Genomic DNA, 17457 nt, shown 5'->3' with positions numbered 1-17457 from the left:
CATTTTTCGTTATCTTTTCGTGATGTGATGTCGAGCACAGTTTGTCATCCGCAAAGCATGTCGGTGACGCCCTCTACCGTGAGCGATCGAACCACTCCTCGGGAGAGTGGTCGACGAACTCCGGGGGGAATTCATGTATTCATCGGTTACAGATATCTGCACCGAGAACGAACTGAACGCAGTGCTGACGCATATCGAATCTGTTGCGTCACAATCACGTTCGCCGCACTGGACGCCCGGATGGCGCGGCGAGAGCGAGGTCGCGTTACTCGATGCGATCTTCTCTGCTCGCGCACCCTACGGCGGACCCAGCAGCGGGGTCCGCGCAGTGCTCGCGCGATGGCGATCGCATCGTGGCGACAACCGACTCGATGATTTGACAACGCTCGCCGAACTGAATTCGGATCCTGACGTACTCGTCGAAATTCTGTCCAACCGTCAGTTCGTTCCGGGCAACAGCCGAACCAAGGCAGCAGCTGCAGCCGTGGCAGCACAGACGCTGGTGGCGGTGGGGCTGAGCCGATCGAGCGACTTCGAGCAGCACACCGAGCAACAATTCGAGGCGTTCTGCGCGATTCCCGGTCTCGGCGAGACCACCTGGGAATGCATGCTCATGCATCTCGGGGTGCGCACCGACGCAGCGGCCGCACATCTGAACTCCTTCGTCGCCGACGCACTCGAACCCCTCCATCAGAACCTCGCCGCCGGAATCGCCGAAGACCGCTCCCCTGTGATCCTCACCGCGGCAGCGAACGCACTCGGCACCGACCTCGCCTCACTCGAGCATGCCGTATGGCGATACCAGCACAAGTTGCGCAGGCCCAAGCGGCGTCACTCCGGGGCAGCGCTCCGGTCGGTGGGCTGAGTGCGCGACATCAGCGCCTCCACACCGTCGAGAATGCACTCCAACCCGAACCGGTAGGCGTGCACGGGGTCGCTGGCGGCGTCGTACGACGTCGCCGCGGCCGTCCCGACCCGAGACGACACCGGAAAGCGTTCGCGGTCCATCACCCGTTCGAGGATCGGAGCCGTGGCCGACCACCACTGGGCATCGGTCAGGCCCGACTGCTCCTTCACACGCCTCACGCCTGCGAGGGCTCGCGCGGTACCGGAGACGTGGGTCAGAACCAACGTGAGAACGGAATCGATCTCGACGTCGTCCAGGCCGATGCCGACAAGGGCGCGCAACTCTGCCTCGTACTTGTCGTTGGTGTGCGGACCGAGCACAGGGCGTGCCCCCTCTGCTTCCAGTAGCCACGAATGCCGTTGGTACAGAGACCAATTGCGCTCGGCGACGAACCGCAGAGCAGGACGCCAGCCGCCGGCGACGGAGGACGGCTCGTCGACGTCCGAATAGAGGCCCGCGAGTGCTCGATCGATCATCAGATCGGCCAACTCTTCCCGGCCCGGCACGTGCGTGTAGAGCGACATCGCACCGACACCGAGATGCTCTGCCACGTTCCGCATCGATACCGAGTCCAGACCGCTCGCATCGGCCAGTTCGATCGCGGCGTCGACGATCGCATCCACGCTCAGTCCGGTTCGACTCGGCTTGGCATCGACTCGCCACAGCAACTCGAGGATGCGCGCTGGGTCGAACGAGTTCTCCTTCTTCACCACCCGGCGAGCCTAATCGGAGGTCGACCTGGCTCGAAGAACCGCGTCGCGCGCACCGGAGCATCGGTTGTAGACTTCACCGGCACGCGCGAGTGGCGGAATTGGCAGACGCGCTGGATTTAGGTTCCAGTGTCTCAGGACGTGGGGGTTCAAGTCCCCCCTCGCGCACCACGGTCGTTCGACCCGGCTTTTCTCCAGACTTCTGCAGGTTCCGACGTGTGAAGGCGGCTCGAATGTCCAGAAACCCTGACAACGACGCGATCTTCGCCGAGATTTCGGACGAGAGATGTTCTCTCGCAAGAACTCTCGATGCATTGACCCCCGATCAATGGGACACCCCATCGCTGTGCGAGGCCTGGACGGTGCGCGACGTCGCCGCCCATCTGGTGGTCCCGTTGATCGTCCCGCTCTGGCAATTCGGCCTTGCCATGGCACGTACCCGAGGCAACTTCGACCGGGCCAATGAGCTGATGACCCAGCGTGTGAGGCGCAAGCACGGCGACGAATTACCCGCGCTCCTGACAGCTCACGCAGACAAGAAGTTCACCCCGCCCGGCCACGGTCCGTTGGCCCCCTTGTCCGATGTCATCGTGCACGGGTTGGACGTGTGCAGGCCGCTGGGAATCGAGCACCATGTTCCCGACCACCGCATGATCACGATGCTCGATTTCCTGGTGCCCGCGAGCGGCGCAGCACCATTCAAAGGTCCAGAGCTTCGACTGCAGTGGCGAGCAACCGATCTGGACTGGAGTCGCGGCGAAGGACCCCTCATCGAGGGATCGGCCGGCACCCTGGCGCTGGTGCTGACGGGGCGCAGCAGCGCTCTCGCCGACGTCACCGGCCCCGGAGCCGAGCAACTCGCCCGAGCACGGGCGAACCGTCGTCGAGCGTGAGTCGCACCCGAACCGTCCATGGTGAGAATCACCGCCGGGCCGCAGCACGCGACTACCTCCAGTAGTAGTACCTCCGGTACCGTCGAGGGGTGACGTCATCCCGCCCGAACCGTCGGCCAGCACTGATCGCGCTGGTCATCGTGTCCGCGGCGGTGTGCCTGGGCCTCGGCTGGTGGCAATGGGAACGCTTCGAGGCAGTCGATGGCAACGGCCAGAACCTCGGCTACGCGTTCCAATGGCCCCTGTTCGCTGTGTTCGTGGTCTATGCCTACCGCAAGTTCGTCCGCCTCGAGGACGAGGACCCCGAGGAGGCGGCGGCGGCTCGGCCCGACGGGCCCACCGAGGTGCCGCTCGACCTGCTCCCCCAGCGGGGTGCCCCGGCAACCGACGCTGCGGACCTCGACGACCCCGAGGCCAGGCAACTACTCGAGTACAACAACTACCTCGCGGAGCTGAACGAATCCCGCGGGACCGACAGGAGCACCACGTGAGTTCGGCACCGGACAAGACACAGGCGTCCACCGACAAGAATCGGAAGATCGCGTCCGCGCTGCTGCGTTACCGCGTTCTGGCGTACGCCACTGGCATCTGGCTGCTCGTTCTCGTGACCGAGATGGTCGCGAAGTACATCTTCGAGGTCGAGAACGTGCCCAATTGGATTGCCGTCGTGCACGGTTGGGTCTACCTCGTGTACCTCGTGCTCACGGTGGATCTCGCCATCAAGGTTCGGTGGCCCGCCGCCCGCACGATCGGCACACTGCTCGCCGGGACCATCCCGTTCCTGTCCTTCTACGTCGAGCACAAGCGCACCGAGCAGGTCAAAGCCGACTTCGCCGTCTGACGTCAGCAGCCGATCGGCTGCGCGTTCGCCGGATCCAATGCGTTCTGCACCAGCCGCTGAGCCAGCGGATCGTACGAAATTCCCGTGTGCTCGACGGCATTGGACGGACACACGTCCTGCAGCACCACGTTCGTGTTTCCCGCTCCGCTGAGCAGCGAGGCCGTGTACGGAACGACGACCTGGTCGTATCGGGTGACGATCGTGGTGTAGTCGATTCCCGAGACGGTGTCGCTCCCCTCGTTCAGTCGCTCGAGCACGTCGTCCTGCACCGGCGGACCTGCCGTCGGGTAGTTCGGCGGCGACAACGCCACGATCCGCGCCACGGTGCGGTCTCCACCGAGGAAACGGGCGTAGTAGCGCGGAACCGTGCCGCCCTTCGAGTGGCCCACGATCGACACCTTCTGCGCGCCCGTCGCCGCGAGCACGGAATCGACGAACGTCGACAGTTCCGCAGCACTCTCGGGGATGGGTTCGAGCGCACCGAGAGCCTGAACCGGTCCGGTGTTGCCGTAGTCGATCGCGAACACGCAGTATCCGGCAGCGGCCAGCTTCGGCGACAGGGATGCCCAGTTGGCGTAGGAGTTCTCCAGGAATCCGTGCACCAGCACCACCGGCTCGGGATGCTGCGCGCTCGGAACGCACGAGAAGTCGTTCGAGCCGGCAGGCGTCACTCCCGGGTGCGCGATCGAGTAGGCGAAAGCCTCGACGAAGGAGCCTGACACAGGTGCCGCCGAGGCAGGCGTACCCGCCAGGCACACCGCGGCGGCGGCGATCACCACCGCAGTACGCCTCAGAATCACGCGCGCAACCACGAGCTACGTCCCTGCCAGTTCTTCGAGCGCCGGAATCAGCGTGCGTAGCGCGCGACCACGATGCGAGGCGGCGTCCTTCTCCTCGGGACTCAGCTGTGCTGCGCTGCGGCCGTCCCCCTCGGGCACGAAGATGGGGTCGTAACCGAAGCCGTTCTCCCCGTGTGACTCTCGGGCAACCGCACCGCGCCACTCGCCGCGGACCACGGTCTCGGTGCCGCCGGGAATCACCAGGGCACACGCCGAGACGAAGGCGGCTCCGCGACGCTCGTCCGGGGTGTCGCTCAGCTGCGCCAGAACCAACGCGGTATTGGCCTCGTCCTGCCCGTGTGTACCGGACCAGCGTGCCGACAGCACTCCGGGCATCGCGTTCAGGGCATCGATTTCGATACCGGAATCGTCTGCCACACAGGGCAATCCGGTGGCCGCCGCGCCGTCGCGCGCCTTGGCCAACGCATTGTCCTCGAAGGTCGCTCCGGTCTCGGGAGCCTCCGGGAACGGCGGCACCTCGTCGAGGCCGACCAGTTCGATTCCGACCACTCCGGCGGCATCGAGCACCCGCCGGAGTTCGCGCAGCTTCTTCGCGTTCCGGCTTGCTACCAGAAGCTTGGTATCAGGCACCGAACTTCTTCTTCGATTCCGCGGCCGCGGGCTCGGGCAGATCGCCGGGGTACGGCAACGCCAGAGCTTCCCTCTGCACGTCGAACAACTTCTCGATACCGACGAATGCGGAGTCGAGCAGTTTGTCGAGGGTGGTGCGTGGGAACGTCGCGCCCTCTCCGGTTCCCTGGATTTCCACCAGCGTGCCGGTGTCGGTGGCGACGACGTTCATGTCGACCTCGGCGCGTGAGTCTTCTTCGTAGGGCAGATCGAGACGCACTCGACCGTCGACGACGCCAACGCTGACCGCGGCGATCATGCACGAGATGGGCTGCGGATCGGCCAGTCGTCCTGCTGCACGCAAGTAGGTGACCGCATCGTTGAGCGCCACGAACGCCCCGGTGACAGCTGCGGTTCGGGTACCACCGTCGGCCTGCAGCACGTCGCAGTCGAGTGCGATGGTGTTCTCACCGATGGCGGCGAGGTCGATGCAGGCACGCAGCGAACGTCCTACCAAGCGGGAGATTTCCTGCGTTCGTCCGCCGACCTTGCCCTTGACGGATTCGCGACCGTTGCGGGTGTGCGTCGCGGCCGGGAGCATCGCGTACTCCGCGGTGAGCCAACCGAGGCCGGATCCCTTCCGCCAGCGCGGGACGCCCTCCTCGACGCTGGCCGTGCACATCACCCTGGTATTGCCGAACTCGACCAGCACCGACCCTGCCGGGTGACTGGTGAATCCGCGGGTGATCTTGATGTTGCGGAGCTCGTCGTCCGCTCTGCCGTCTTCTCGTCTGGACACGACTCGAAGCCTAGCGCGTCCTCAGACGGTGAATACGTCCCCCGGAAGAACGGCATGAACCGGTCCGCTGAACTCCGCTTTGGCCTCGGCGATGACGTCCTCGCGGGACGTCCACGGCGGGATGTGGGTGAGCAACAATTCCCCGACTCCGGCCTCGCGAGCGATTCGGCCGGCTTCGGTTCCGGACAGATGCACGCCCTCGGGTCGCTCCGGACTGTCGGTCCACGACGCCTCGCACAGGAACACGTCTGCCCCGTGTGCCAGATCCCGAACCGCCTGACACATTCCCGTGTCGCCGCTGTAGGCGAACGTGCGGCCCGCGCCCGTGGTGACTCGCATGCCGTACGACTCCGGCGGGTGGAACACCTGCCGAGTCAGAATCGAGAGCTTGCCGAATTCGACGGTGCGCCCGTCCACCCAGCGACGCAGATCGATCGTGTCGGACATGTCGTCGATCTGGCCACCGCACTCGGCCGAGGCCACTCCGAGCCGGAACGCTGTGTCCTTCGGTCCGTAGACGATCGCGCGCCCCTCCGGCGGAGAGGGATGGTAGCGACGCCACACCAGCAGACCCGGAACGTCGAGGCAGTGATCGGCGTGTAGATGCGAGAGCAGAACGCTCACATCGCCCGGGTCGGCGTAGCGCTGCAACGCCCCGAGAACGCCCGGACCGAAGTCGAGGACGACCGGAGAGGTCTCCTCTTCTTCCAGCAAGTAGCCCGACGCGGGCGAATCGGGTCCGGACACACTGCCCGAACATCCCAGGACGGTAATTCGCATGAAAGCCATGCTGCCACGCCGAGTGCGTCACTCGAAACGTTCGGGCAGTATTCACAGCGCGAGTCGGCGAAATTCACCGCCGACCACAGATGTGTCTGCAGTTACCTCGTGACTACGGAGTGGGCCGATCGAGCGATTTCGCGCGCGCTCGCTCGGCTCTGGCGTCGGCCGAGAGCAGTCGAGCTGCAACCACTCCGCCCACCGCGCCGAACAGATGCCCCTGCCACGAGACGTTCGGTTCGCTGGGGAGCACACCCCACAGCGCGCTGCCGTACAGCACGAACACCACGACGCCGATCGCGAGTTGCCCGAGCTTGCGGGTGAAGAACCCTCGAACCAGTAGGTACGCGATGAAGCCGAAGATCAGAATCGACGCGCCGATCGTGTTCGTGTAGGAACCGGCGATGAGCCAGGTGCCGAATCCGCCGACCACCCAGATGATCCCGGTGGCAGCCAGACCGCGCGCGAGTCCGGACAGCAACACCAGAAATCCGAGCACGACGATGGGCACGGTGTTCGCGATCAGATGCTGCCAGTCGTCGTGCAACACGGGCGCGAACAGAATGCCCCACAACCCCTCGATCGAGCGCGGCTCGATGCCGTTGCGTTCGAGTCTCGATCCGCTGGCCACATCGATGAACTCGATGACCCACAGCAGCACGGTGAAAGCTCCCACCAGCATGGCGGCCTGCATCCAGATCGGCCGCTCACGCTCGGCTGGACGGTTACTGATCTCGCTCATGATCGCCTCCGGATTCGGTACCTCCACGGTACCGGGCAGAGGTATCACGTGAGCTGCGCTCAAGCTCCCTATACGCCGAACGCGGACGCGAAGATCTGGCGGTACGTGGGGATGCCCGCCACCGAGGTGGCGTCGAGCAGGGCCCGGACGATTGCTTTTTCGACGACGATCGCTGCGGCCTCGGTGACCGCGGCCAGTACCGGAAGTTCCGCCGAGAACGCCGCGGGCACCGTGGACTCTGCGGTGACGGGTCTGGTGCCGGTGGACACGGCGAAGATCGTGTCGCCGTCGAGTGGCGAGTGTGCGGGTCGAATGGCCCGTGCCAGACCATCGTGACCGGCAACGGCAATCCGCTTGCACGACGCCGACGACAACGCGGCATCGGTGGCGACGACCCCGATCGTGGTGTTCAGGGCAGTGCCCTTGGGTTCGAGGGCCAGCGCGGCCCACAGCTGGTTCACGTCGGGCGTGCGCATGCCGAACGCCGCAGGCCCGAGCGTGCCGACACCCCACAGCAGACCGGTGCGTGGGTCGAACACTGCGCCGACCGGATTGGCGACCATCAGCGCAGCGACGGTCACCCCGTCGGCAGGGCCGCCCTCGATCACCGTGCTGGCGGTACCGACACCACCCTTGAGCACGCCGGCGCGGGCACCGACACCCGCACCGACCGATCCCGTCGCGAATTCGGTCGCCGCCGCTGCCGCGGCAAGATAGCCGAACTCTGCCGTCGGACGCGCTGCCCAGTCGCCGACCGGAAGGTCGAAGATCACCGCCGCCGGCACTATCGGAACGACGTGGTCGGGACTGCCCATCGGAATGCCCTGGCCGTGTTCTTCCAGCCACCGCATGACACCGTCGGCGGCCGCGAGCCCGTAGGCGCTCCCCGCGGTCAGCAGGATCGCGTTGACGTGCTGGACGGAGTGGCTCGGATCGAGCAGGTCGGTCTCGCGTGTTCCCGGCCCGCCGCCGCGGACGTCGACGGCGGCCGTCGCACCTCCGAGGGCGCGCACCACGGTGCACCCGGTGGCCGAACCGGATCCCATCGTGGCGTCGTCGAGTTCGTGATGATGACCGACCAGCAGACCTGCGACGTCGGTCAAACTGTCCCGTGGTCCGGGCGTCTGGAAGGCAGCGGGCACGCGGGCGTCCTAGGGAGTGAGGACCTGTACGAGTGAATCCTGCATCCAGGTCAGCCAGTGGTAGACATCGAGATGTGGAGCACGAGGATCACCCTCGTCGAGGACGTCGGGTGTGTCCGCATCGATCCCCAGCGTCGTGCCGAGCGCCAGCCTCACGTCGTTGAGTCCGGTCAACCATGCGTCCGCTTGCTCCTGGGTCAGCACGATCTTGCCACCGGATTCGGGCAGCGTGGCCAGGATCATCGATCCCGCGGCCATCTTCTCGTCGATGATCTCGGGTTCGTGAAGTCCGCGCAGCGCACCGTTGAGGTCGGCCGGATCTTCTTCGTCGCGGCCCGGGTCGGCGCGATGGAAGTCCGGCAGCAACCGCGCCAGCGCGGCATCCTCGGGCGGACTGTTGTGGCCCGTACGCAGACCGGTCAGCGCGGCGAGCTCGTCGGTGGGGGCGGCGGCGGAGCGGTCGCGCAGCAATCCGAGAACGGAGCCGACGAGCGACCGGAGCACGGCGGCCTCACGAGCATCGATCTCGGATTTGATCTTGACCCCGGACAACGAATTACGTCTCGTCCACGTGCGCACTGTTGCTGATGTCCTTATCTGACGAAGAGGGGGCGAGCTACTACTTGTCCTGCTGCATGGTGGCCCACAGACCCGCCGCATGCAGCCGTCGAACATCGTTCTCCATCGCGTCGCGCTCACCGCTGGACACGACGGCCTTGCCCTCCGAGTGCACCTGCATCATCAGCTCGGTGGCCTTGGCCTTGCTGTAGCCGAACAGCTTCTGGAACACGTAGGTCACGTAGTGCATCAGGTTGACCGGGTCGTCCCACACGATGGTGACCCAGGGGGTGTCGTGCGATTCGTCCGCTGCAACGGCCTCGGACTGCGCCGGAACCGCCTGCGGTGACGCGGCGACCACCTCACCTGCCGAGAAGCCGTCCACGGGCAGAAGCGTTCCATCCACCGTCAACCAAGGCATGGCAACAGGGTACGGCGTGTCGGGCCAGCCTCCCACGCTCGCCCCTTCGCTCGTAGTGTGGGCGAGGTGAGCAACGACGCGACCACGGATCACGCGAATTCCAGCGACGGTGCCAGCACCGCGCTGCTGACCGATCAGTACGAGTACACGATGCTGTCCGCGGCTCTGGCCAGCGGCTACGCCGATCGCATCTGCAGCTTCGAGGTGTTCGCGCGACGCCTACCTGGTGGCAGGCGATACGGAGTTCTCGCGGGCACCGGACGCATTCTCGACGCCATCACGCGGTTCCGGTTCGGCCCGGACGAGCTGCGGATCGTCGCCGAATTCCTCGACGCCGACACCGTCGAATGGCTGCGCAACTACCGGTTCACGGGCGACATCGACGGCTATCGCGAGGGCGAGCTGTATTTTCCCGGCTCTCCCGTCCTGACCGTCCGCGGCACCTTCGCCGAGTGCGTCGTCCTCGAAACGCTCGTGCTCTCCATCCTCAATCACGACAGTGCGATCGCCTCCGCGGCTGCGCGGATGGTGGCGTCAGCCAAGTCCCGTCCGATCATCGAGATGGGATCGCGGCGCACCCACGAGGAGGCCGCCGTCGCTGCCTCGCGGGCGGCATACCTCGCCGGATTCACCGCAACATCGAATCTCGAAGCCGTCCGACGCCACGGTGTCCCTGGCGCTGGTACGTCGGCGCACGCCTTCACGCTGCTGCACACCACCGCCGACGGCCCGGACGAACGGTCCGCTTTCGCGGCTCAGGTGCGCGCGCTCGGCGTGGGCACCACCCTGCTCGTCGACACCTACGACATCACCCAGGGCGTCGCCAACGCCATCGAGGTGGCCGGGCCCGAACTCGGCGGTGTGCGCATCGACTCCGGCGACCTCGGCGTACTCGCGCGCCAGGTTCGCGACCAACTGGACGCACTGGGTGCGCCGAAGACCAGGATCGTCGTCTCCGGCGACCTCGACGAGTACGCCATCGCCGCACTGCGGGCCGAGCCGGTCGACTCCTACGGCGTCGGCACGTCACTGGTCACCGGTTCCGGTGCTCCGACGGCGGGCATGGTCTACAAGCTGGTCACCGTCGACGGCATCCCCGTCGCCAAGCGGAGCAGCCACAAGGAATCGCGTGGGGGTACCAAGGCCGCTGTGCGGACGGCGCGGAGCACAGGCACCGCGATCGAGGAGATCGTGCATCCGTTCGACGCTCCCCCGACCGTCGAGAGCGATCTGACGGTGGAGACGTTGACCACCCCGTTGGTCCGCGGCGGAGAACGGGTCGCCGATCTTCCGACGCTCACCGACGGCCGTGACCTGCTGGCCCGACGGCTGGTCAGCCTCCCCTGGGAGGGCTTGAAACTGTCCCAGGGCGAGCCGGCGATCCCCACCCGCTTCGTCGAGGGGTAACTGCGGTGTCGATACCGAACCGGGTGGGCGATCGGCAGTAGTCTGCTTCGGTGCCGTCGAAGACCGAGTTGCCAACCGTTCCCGCTCTACTGCAGGTCGCGGTGCACTCGCTCGGCGGCAAGGAACGCAGCAATCAGCTGACGATGGCCTCGGCCGTAGCGCACTCGATCGATACCGGTGAGCATCTCGCGGTGCAGGCGGGCACCGGCACCGGCAAGTCCCTCGCCTACCTGGTGCCGAGCATTCGGCACGCGGTGGAATCCGGCAAGACGGTCATCGTCTCGACGGCCACCATCGCGCTGCAGCGGCAGCTGGTCGACCGCGATCTACCCCGCCTGTCCGACGCCCTGACCGAGGCAGTCGGCCGTCGCCCGAAGTTCGCAATCCTCAAGGGCCGCAACAACTATCTGTGCATGAACAAGATCCATACCGGCGCTGCGCAGGAGGCACCGGACGCGGAACTGTTCGACCCGTTCGCCGTCTCCCGCATGGGACGAGAGGTGGTCCGGCTGACGAAGTGGTCGTCCGAGACCGAGACCGGTGACCGCGACGACGTGGTGCCAGGGGTCAGCGATCAAGCCTGGCGTCAGGTCAGCGTCACCGCGCGGGAATGCCTGGGCAAATCACGTTGCCCGGTCGGCGAGGACTGCTTCGCCGAGCGCGCCCGCACCGAGGCCGCCCAGGTCGACGTGGTCGTGACCAACCATGCCCTGCTGGCGATCGACGCGATCACCGGCATCCAGATCCTGCCCGAGCACGACGTCGTGGTCGTCGACGAGGCCCACGAACTGGTCGATCGGGTGACCGGGGTGGCCACCGAGGAACTGTCGGCCGCAACCGTCACCGCCGCGGCGCGTCGTAGCGCCAAACTGATCGAAGAAGAGACGGTCGACCAGCTCGAGGGAGCTGCCGAGAACTGGGCCGCAATTCTCGACGAGTTACCCCCGAGCCGCTGGCAGTCCCTCCCCGACGGCGTCGGCCCCGCACTCGCCTCCATCCGCGACGCCGCCTGGGCGGTGCGGACCGCGATCGGCCCCAACAAGCAGGGCATGGCGGCCAGCGATCCCGAGGCCGCCGCGGCTCGCAGCGCCGCACTCGTCGCGGTCGACGAGGTGCACGACAGCGCTGTCCGTGTTCTCACGGCGTTCGACGAACCCGATCCGGCCAAACGCAAGGACGTCGTCTGGCATGCCGTCGACGATTTCCGCGGCAACGTCAAACGCACCGTCCGCATCGCTCCGCTGTCGGTGGGCGGACTGCTGCGAGCGCGCTTGTTCGCCGAGTCCACCGTGGTACTCACCTCCGCGACCTTGACCGTCGGTGGATCGTTCGACGGGTTGGCCGTCAACTGGGGGCTGCCGGCAGAGAAGCCGTCGCGCAGTGACACCGCGATGGCGTCCGGCGTCGAACCGCCGTCCGACACCGGGTCGATCAGGTGGAATTCGCTCGACGTCGGCTCGCCGTTCGACCACGCGCGGGCCGGCATCATGTACATCGCCAAGCATCTGTCGCCGCCCGGACGTGACGGCCTGTCGAAGTCATCCCTGGACGAGATCGAGTCCCTGGTCAGCGCCGCAGGCGGCCGAACGCTCGGACTCTTCTCGTCGATGCGTGCCGCCAAGGCAGCCGCCGAGGAGATGCGCGAACGCCTCGACACACCGATCCTGTGCCAGGGCGACGACTCCACCGGCGCACTGGTGCAGAAGTTCGCCGACGACGAGGCCACCTCCCTGTTCGGGACACTGTCGCTGTGGCAGGGTGTCGACGTCCCTGGCCCGTCGCTGAGTTTGGTCATCCTGGACCGTATTCCGTTCCCGAGGCCCGACGATCCACTGCTGGTGGCCCGGCAGCAGGCCGTCGAATCCCGCGGCGGTAACGGCTTTCTCGCGGTCGCCGCCAACCACGCGGCCCTGCTGCTGGCGCAGGGTGTCGGCCGACTGCTCCGTAGCGTCGACGACAAAGGTGTTGTGGCCGTTCTCGATTCGCGGCTCGCCACCGCCCGCTACGGCGGGTACCTGCGTGCCTCGCTGCCGCCGTTCTGGGAGACCTCGGACCCGGAGGTGGTCCGCAAGGCGCTCACCCGCCTGGCCGGAAAGTAGCTGCCCTTACGGCGTCGCCACCAAGCCGAGTTCGGCATCCGAGGCGAGACCGTGATGATGAGGTAACACGCGCACCGTGTACCCCACCGCACCGCTGTGCGGCAGCGACGTCTGGCCGGCATAGATGTGCTCACCGCCCTCGGTTCCCACATGCGACATGGCCGTCGTTCTGATGTCGGTGAGGTTCTCCTCGTCATCGGCCCGGCCCACCACTGCCTGCACTACGACGTCCGACGCGTCCAGTCCACCGAGATCGACGTTGGCGCGCAGCGAAAGCTCCGCACCGATCACCGGGGTGTCCGGCAGGCCGTCACTGTCGACGCGGGTGACTTTCACTGCGCCCCAAGCCTGTTCGACGCGGCGGCGGTACGACGCGACGTCCGTGGCACCGCGATGATCCTCGGCCGAGGCCGCACGGGCGGATTCGGCAGCAGGCGCGTAGTAGCCCAGTGTGTAGTCCTGAACCATCCTCGAGGCCAACACTTTCGGGCCCAGCTGTTCGAGGGTGTGCCGCACCATTTCGATCCAGCGACTCGGCACTCCGTCGTCCCCGCGGTCGTAGAACTTGGGTAGCACAGCCTGTTCGAGCAGTTCGTACAGCGCGGCGGCTTCGAGATCGTCGCGGCGGTTGTCGTCGGTGACGCCGTCCGCAGTGGGAATGGCCCAGCCGTTCTCCCCGTCGTACATCTCGTCCCACCACCCGTCGCGAATCGACAGGTTCAGGCCACCGTTGAGTGCGGACTTCATGCCCGAGGTGCCGCACGCTTCGAGCGGTCGCAGCGGATTGTTCAGCCACACATCGCATCCCCAATACAGGAAGCGCGCCATGGACATGTCGTAATCGGGCAGGAACACGATGCGGTGCCGTACGTCGGCTTGATCGGCAAACTTGACGATCTGCTGGATGAGCGCCTTTCCACCGTCGTCTGCGGGGTGCGACTTGCCCGCGACAACCAACTGGACCGGGCGAACCGGGTCGAGCAACATCGCGCGCAGTCGCTCGGGTTCGCGGAGCATCAAGGTCAGGCGCTTGTACGTCGGCACCCGCCGAGCGAATCCGACGGTGAGTACGTTCGGATCGAAAACATTCGCGGTCCAGCTGATCTCGGCCTGAGTGGAGCCGCGTTCGAGTGCCGAACGCCGAACCCGACGCCGCACCTCGTCCACCAATTGCGCACGCAGAGCGTTACGTGTCGACCACACACGCTCCGAGGACAGCTCCCCCTCCTGTGCCCACTCCCGGGCAGACCACGTCGGCGCGTGTACCCCGTTGGTCACCGACCCGATCGGCACCTCGGAGGCGTCGAAGCCCTGCCACAGGTCGTTGAACATCTCACGGCTGACGATGCCGTGAAGTTTCGAGACTCCGTTGGCGCGTTGCCCCAGACGCAATCCCATGTGCGCCATGTTGAACACCGAGGCGTCGCTCTCGCCGCCGAGGGCGAGAATTCGGTCCATCGGCAACCCCGGCAGCAGCGCCGAGTCCGCCCCTCCGTCCGTACTACCGAAGTAGTGCCGCACCAGATCCGCCGGAAACCGGTCGATTCCGGCGGGGACAGGGGTGTGGGTGGTGAAGACAGTTCCGGCTCGCACCGCGGCCAGCGCCGCGTCGAAGTCCAGCGCGCCCGAGGTGACGAGTTCGCGAATGCGTTCGACGCCGAGGAAACCGGCGTGGCCCTCGTTCATGTGGAACACCTCCGGGTCGGGCAATCCGTGCGCACGCGTGTATGCCCGGATCGCACGAACTCCGCCGATACCGGCGAGTATCTCCTGCTTGATGCGGTGATCCTGGTCGCCGCCGTACAACCGGTCGGTGACCCCGCGCAGCTCCGGGTCGTTGTCGGCGATGTCGGAATCGAGCAACAGCAGCGGGACGCGTCCCACCTGGGCGATCCACACGCGCGCCCGCAGGACCCTCGATCCCGGCATCGACACGTGGATCAACACCGGAGAATCGCTGTCGTCGGTGAGCAACCGCAGCGGGAGACCGTGTGGATCGAGGGACGGATAGCGCTCGGCCTGCCAGCCGTCGGCCGTCAGGGACTGGCGGAAGTATCCCGAGCGGTAGAGCAACCCGACGCCGATCAACGGCAGACCCAGATCGGAGGCGGCTTTGAGGTGGTCACCGGCCAGGATTCCGAGGCCGCCGGAGTAGTTGGGCAACACCTCGGTGACGCCGAATTCCATCGAGAAGTACCCGATACCCGACGGCAGAGCCCGACCCTCGGACAGCTGGTTCTGGTACCAGAGCGGACGGGCGAGGTAGTCGTGCAGATCCGCCACGGCGGCATCCAGATCGGCCAGAAAGCGATCGTCGACCGCGAGTTCCTCGAGGCGCGCAGGGGCGACGGCTCCCAGTACGGCCACCGGATCGCGCTCCAGTTCGGTCCACAACAGTGGATCGATGTGCTCGAACAGATCCTGCGTCGACGAGTGCCACGACCACCTGAGGTTTGTCGACAGCTCGGCTAGGGCATTCAAGCGGGCGGGAAGGTGGGCTCGGACGGTGAATCGGCGCAAAGCTTTCACAGAGTCGAACCCTACCCACGGACACCGGTGTCGATGGGTGTCTTACGTGAAATCTGCTCTGCTGCGTAAGGCGCGGCAAGTATGCGTCGGCGCACGCGCCATCTGCGCTGCTGCACTACGGTTGACGAGTAGAAGCACACCAATATCGGTTCGACAAGAGGTTGCGCCCGCGCAGCCATACCTCTAGCGAAGAATGGAGTGTGAAGTGACAGGTCGACTTGGTATCGACAATGTCCTTCCAGATACGACGACCGGGAAGTACCCCGCGAAAGCGGTGGTGGGCGAGACCTTTCCGGTCTCCGCCGACGTCTGGCGCGAGGGTCACGACGCGGTGGCCGCCACACTGTCGGTGCGGGGACCGGGAGGCAAGCTCGAACGCATCCCGATGACACCGGGCCGCGAACCCGACACGTTCGACGCGGTGTTCGTCCCCTCTCGGCCGGGTTACTGGATCTGCCGCATCGAAGCATGGAGCGACCCGATCAGCACCTGGCGCCATGCTGTCGAAGCCAAGCTCGGAGTGGGCCAGAGTGCTCACGAACTCGCGAACGACCTCGAGATCGGTGCACGGCTGTTCCTGCGCGCTGCCACCGGAGTGCCTGCCGAGAGCAGACAACTGCTGGCCGACGTCGCCGCCGCGCTGCGCGACACCGACCGCCCGCTCCCGGCCCGCGTGTCCTCGGCGTTCGCGTCGTCGGTCGCCGACCTGTTGTTCGCGCACCCCCTGCGCGAGCTGGTGACCCGCTCGCGTGCCGTCAACATCTGGGTCGATCGCAATCTCGCTCTCAACGGTGCCTGGTACGAGTTCTTTCCCCGGTCGACCGGGGGGTGGAACGAGGACGGATCACCGCGGCACGGCACGTTCGCGACGTCGATCGAGCAGTTGCCTCGCGTCGCGCGCATGGGATTCGACATCGTCTACCTGCCGCCGATCCACCCGATCGGCACCATCAACCGCAAGGGCCCGAACAACACGTTGACCCCGGGCCCGGAGGACGTCGGGTCACCGTGGGCCATCGGATCGAAGGACGGCGGACACGACGCCATCCATCCCGAGCTGGGCACCGAGGACGATTTCCGCGCCTTCGTCGCCGCCGCACAGGAGCACAACCTGGAGGTGGCACTCGACCTCGCCCTCCAGGCCGCTCCCGACCACCCTTGGGCTGCAACCCATTCCGAGTGGTTCACGGTGCTGCCGGACGGCACTATCGCGTACGCCGAGAACCCCCCGAAGAAGTACCAGGACATCTACCCGGTCAACTTCGACAACGACCGCCGTGGCATCTACGAAGAAGTGCTTCGCGTGGTCCGATACTGGATCTCGCTGGGTGTCAAGGTCTTCCGAGTCGACAACCCGCACACCAAGCCGCCGGACTTCTGGGAATGGCTCATCGCCGAGGTCAAGAAGACCGACCCGGACGTATTGTTCCTCGCCGAGGCCTTCACCCGTCCGGTACGGATGTACGGCTTGGCGCAGCGCGGCTTCACCCAGTCGTACACGTACTTCACCTGGCGTACTGCGAAATGGGAGCTGACCGAGTTCGCCGAAGAGCATGCACGACGCGCCGACGACGCACGTCCGAACCTGTTCGTCAACACACCGGACATCCTGCACGAGAGCCTGCAGCACGGCGGGCCTGGAATGTTCGCTCTCCGAGCAGCTCTCGCAGCAACGATGGCTCCGACCTGGGGCGTCTACTCCGGCTACGAGCTGTTCGAGCACCAGGCCGTGCGCGAAGGCAGCGAGGAATACCTGGACTCGGAGAAGTACCAGTTGCGTCCACGCGACTTCGAGGGTGCACTCGCCCGCGGCGAGTCGCTCGAGCCCTGGATCACCACGCTGAACGCGATTCGACGTGCACATCCGGCGCTGCAGCAGCTACGCAACATCCACTTCCACAGCATCGACAACGAGGCGTTGATCGGTTACTCCAAGTTCGACCCGCAGACCGGTGACTCGATCCTGGTGGTGATCAACCTCAATCCCTTCGGGGCCGAGGAAGGCACCATCCACCTGGACATGCCGGCTCTGGGCCACGACTGGCAGGACACCCTCACGATCAAGGACGAAGTGAGCGGCGTCCACTACGACTGGGGCCACACCAATTTCGTCCGGCTCGAGCCCTGGACGTCGGTGGCGCACATCTTCACGCTCCCCCACATCCCCTACCCGGCACGAATCGAACTGGCCTACCGCGGCAACCGAAAGTGAAGGGATTC

17 protein-coding genes and 1 tRNA gene are annotated in these 17457 nt (G+C 66.1%); 8 read left to right on the top strand and 10 right to left on the bottom strand.

The window, feature by feature from the left end; genetic code table 11:
* The first annotated feature begins 133 nt into the window (after positions 1-133).
* Positions 134-865 carry a hypothetical protein gene (locus AABD04_RS08935; protein ID WP_341440934.1) on the top strand — a complete coding sequence of 244 codons (732 nt, stop codon included), beginning with the start codon at positions 134-136 and terminating at the stop codon, positions 863-865.
* On the opposite strand, the gene AABD04_RS08930 is transcribed toward AABD04_RS08935, so the two are convergent.
* Positions 832-1620, bottom strand: a complete 789-nt coding sequence (locus AABD04_RS08930; protein WP_341440933.1) for a TetR/AcrR family transcriptional regulator — start codon at positions 1618-1620, stop codon at positions 832-834. The two genes, AABD04_RS08935 and AABD04_RS08930, sit on opposite strands and share 34 nt — an antisense overlap.
* An 83-nt stretch (positions 1621-1703) precedes the next feature.
* Between AABD04_RS08930 and AABD04_RS08925 the strand changes: the two genes are divergently transcribed.
* From AABD04_RS08925 to AABD04_RS08910, 4 genes are all read left to right on the top strand, one after another.
* Positions 1704-1788: transfer RNA gene (locus tag AABD04_RS08925), tRNA-Leu, on the top strand.
* A 62-nt stretch (positions 1789-1850) separates the two neighbouring features.
* Positions 1851-2510: a maleylpyruvate isomerase family mycothiol-dependent enzyme gene (locus tag AABD04_RS08920; protein WP_341440932.1), complete on the top strand. Its 660-nt coding sequence runs from the start codon at positions 1851-1853 to the stop codon at positions 2508-2510.
* 89 nt (positions 2511-2599) lie between these two features.
* Complete coding sequence (locus AABD04_RS08915) at positions 2600-3001, top strand: transcriptional regulator (protein ID WP_341440931.1); 402 nt, start codon at positions 2600-2602, stop codon at positions 2999-3001.
* Positions 2998-3351: a DUF3817 domain-containing protein gene (locus AABD04_RS08910; RefSeq protein ID WP_341440930.1), complete on the top strand. Its 354-nt coding sequence runs from the start codon at positions 2998-3000 to the stop codon at positions 3349-3351. Before AABD04_RS08915 ends, AABD04_RS08910 begins: the two co-directional genes overlap by 4 nt.
* A 2-nt stretch (positions 3352-3353) precedes the next feature.
* Here AABD04_RS08910 and AABD04_RS08905 read toward each other — a convergent pair whose 3' ends face one another.
* From AABD04_RS08905 to clpS, 8 genes are all read right to left on the bottom strand, one after another.
* Positions 3354-4151: an esterase/lipase family protein gene (locus tag AABD04_RS08905; protein WP_341440929.1), complete on the bottom strand. Its 798-nt coding sequence runs from the start codon at positions 4149-4151 to the stop codon at positions 3354-3356.
* Between the two features lie 15 nt (positions 4152-4166).
* A complete protein-coding gene (gene rdgB, locus AABD04_RS08900) occupies positions 4167-4781 on the bottom strand; it encodes an RdgB/HAM1 family non-canonical purine NTP pyrophosphatase (RefSeq protein WP_341440928.1) in 615 nt (204 codons plus the stop codon).
* Positions 4774-5559: a ribonuclease PH gene (rph, locus tag AABD04_RS08895; protein WP_243594178.1), complete on the bottom strand. Its 786-nt coding sequence runs from the start codon at positions 5557-5559 to the stop codon at positions 4774-4776. The genes rdgB and rph overlap by 8 nt, the downstream gene beginning before the upstream one ends.
* Positions 5560-5580: 21 nt before the next feature.
* Positions 5581-6339, bottom strand: a complete 759-nt coding sequence (locus AABD04_RS08890) for a cyclic nucleotide-degrading phosphodiesterase (RefSeq protein WP_179276143.1) — start codon at positions 6337-6339, stop codon at positions 5581-5583.
* 112 nt (positions 6340-6451) lie between these two features.
* The gene (locus AABD04_RS08885; RefSeq protein ID WP_341440927.1) at positions 6452-7081 is read right to left on the bottom strand and encodes a rhomboid family intramembrane serine protease; all 630 of its coding nucleotides are present in this window, start codon (positions 7079-7081) and stop codon (positions 6452-6454) included.
* 68 nt (positions 7082-7149) lie between these two features.
* Complete coding sequence (locus AABD04_RS08880; protein WP_341440926.1) at positions 7150-8223, bottom strand: P1 family peptidase; 1074 nt, start codon at positions 8221-8223, stop codon at positions 7150-7152.
* Positions 8224-8232: 9 nt separating this feature from the next.
* Positions 8233-8802, bottom strand: coding sequence for an oxidative stress transcriptional regulator AosR (gene aosR, locus AABD04_RS08875; RefSeq protein ID WP_335742565.1), 570 nt, complete (start codon positions 8800-8802; stop codon positions 8233-8235).
* Between the two features lie 40 nt (positions 8803-8842).
* Positions 8843-9202 carry an ATP-dependent Clp protease adapter ClpS gene (gene clpS, locus AABD04_RS08870; protein ID WP_243594183.1) on the bottom strand — a complete coding sequence of 120 codons (360 nt, stop codon included), beginning with the start codon at positions 9200-9202 and terminating at the stop codon, positions 8843-8845.
* A gap of 57 nt (positions 9203-9259) precedes the next feature.
* Here clpS and AABD04_RS08865 point away from each other — a divergent pair, with 57 nt between their 5' ends.
* Both AABD04_RS08865 and AABD04_RS08860 read left to right on the top strand, forming a co-directional pair.
* Positions 9260-10609 carry a nicotinate phosphoribosyltransferase gene (locus tag AABD04_RS08865; protein ID WP_341440925.1) on the top strand — a complete coding sequence of 450 codons (1350 nt, stop codon included), beginning with the start codon at positions 9260-9262 and terminating at the stop codon, positions 10607-10609.
* Positions 10610-10659: 50 nt separating this feature from the next.
* Positions 10660-12708, top strand: coding sequence for an ATP-dependent DNA helicase (locus tag AABD04_RS08860; RefSeq protein WP_243609749.1), 2049 nt, complete (start codon positions 10660-10662; stop codon positions 12706-12708).
* 6 nt (positions 12709-12714) lie between these two features.
* On the opposite strand, the gene glgP is transcribed toward AABD04_RS08860, so the two are convergent.
* Positions 12715-15237 carry an alpha-glucan family phosphorylase gene (gene glgP / locus AABD04_RS08855; RefSeq protein ID WP_341440924.1) on the bottom strand — a complete coding sequence of 841 codons (2523 nt, stop codon included), beginning with the start codon at positions 15235-15237 and terminating at the stop codon, positions 12715-12717.
* Between the two features lie 205 nt (positions 15238-15442).
* Here glgP and AABD04_RS08850 point away from each other — a divergent pair, with 205 nt between their 5' ends.
* Complete coding sequence (locus AABD04_RS08850) at positions 15443-17449, top strand: alpha-1,4-glucan--maltose-1-phosphate maltosyltransferase (protein ID WP_341440923.1); 2007 nt, start codon at positions 15443-15445, stop codon at positions 17447-17449.
* Positions 17450-17457 lie beyond the last annotated feature (8 nt).

The sequence above is a fragment of the Rhodococcoides navarretei genome (assembly GCF_038069675.1).
Classification (GTDB): Bacteria; Actinomycetota; Actinomycetes; order Mycobacteriales; family Mycobacteriaceae; genus Rhodococcoides; species Rhodococcoides navarretei.
Note: the sequence above shows the minus strand (reverse complement) of the source record. Positions and strands in the feature narration are given on the sequence as shown.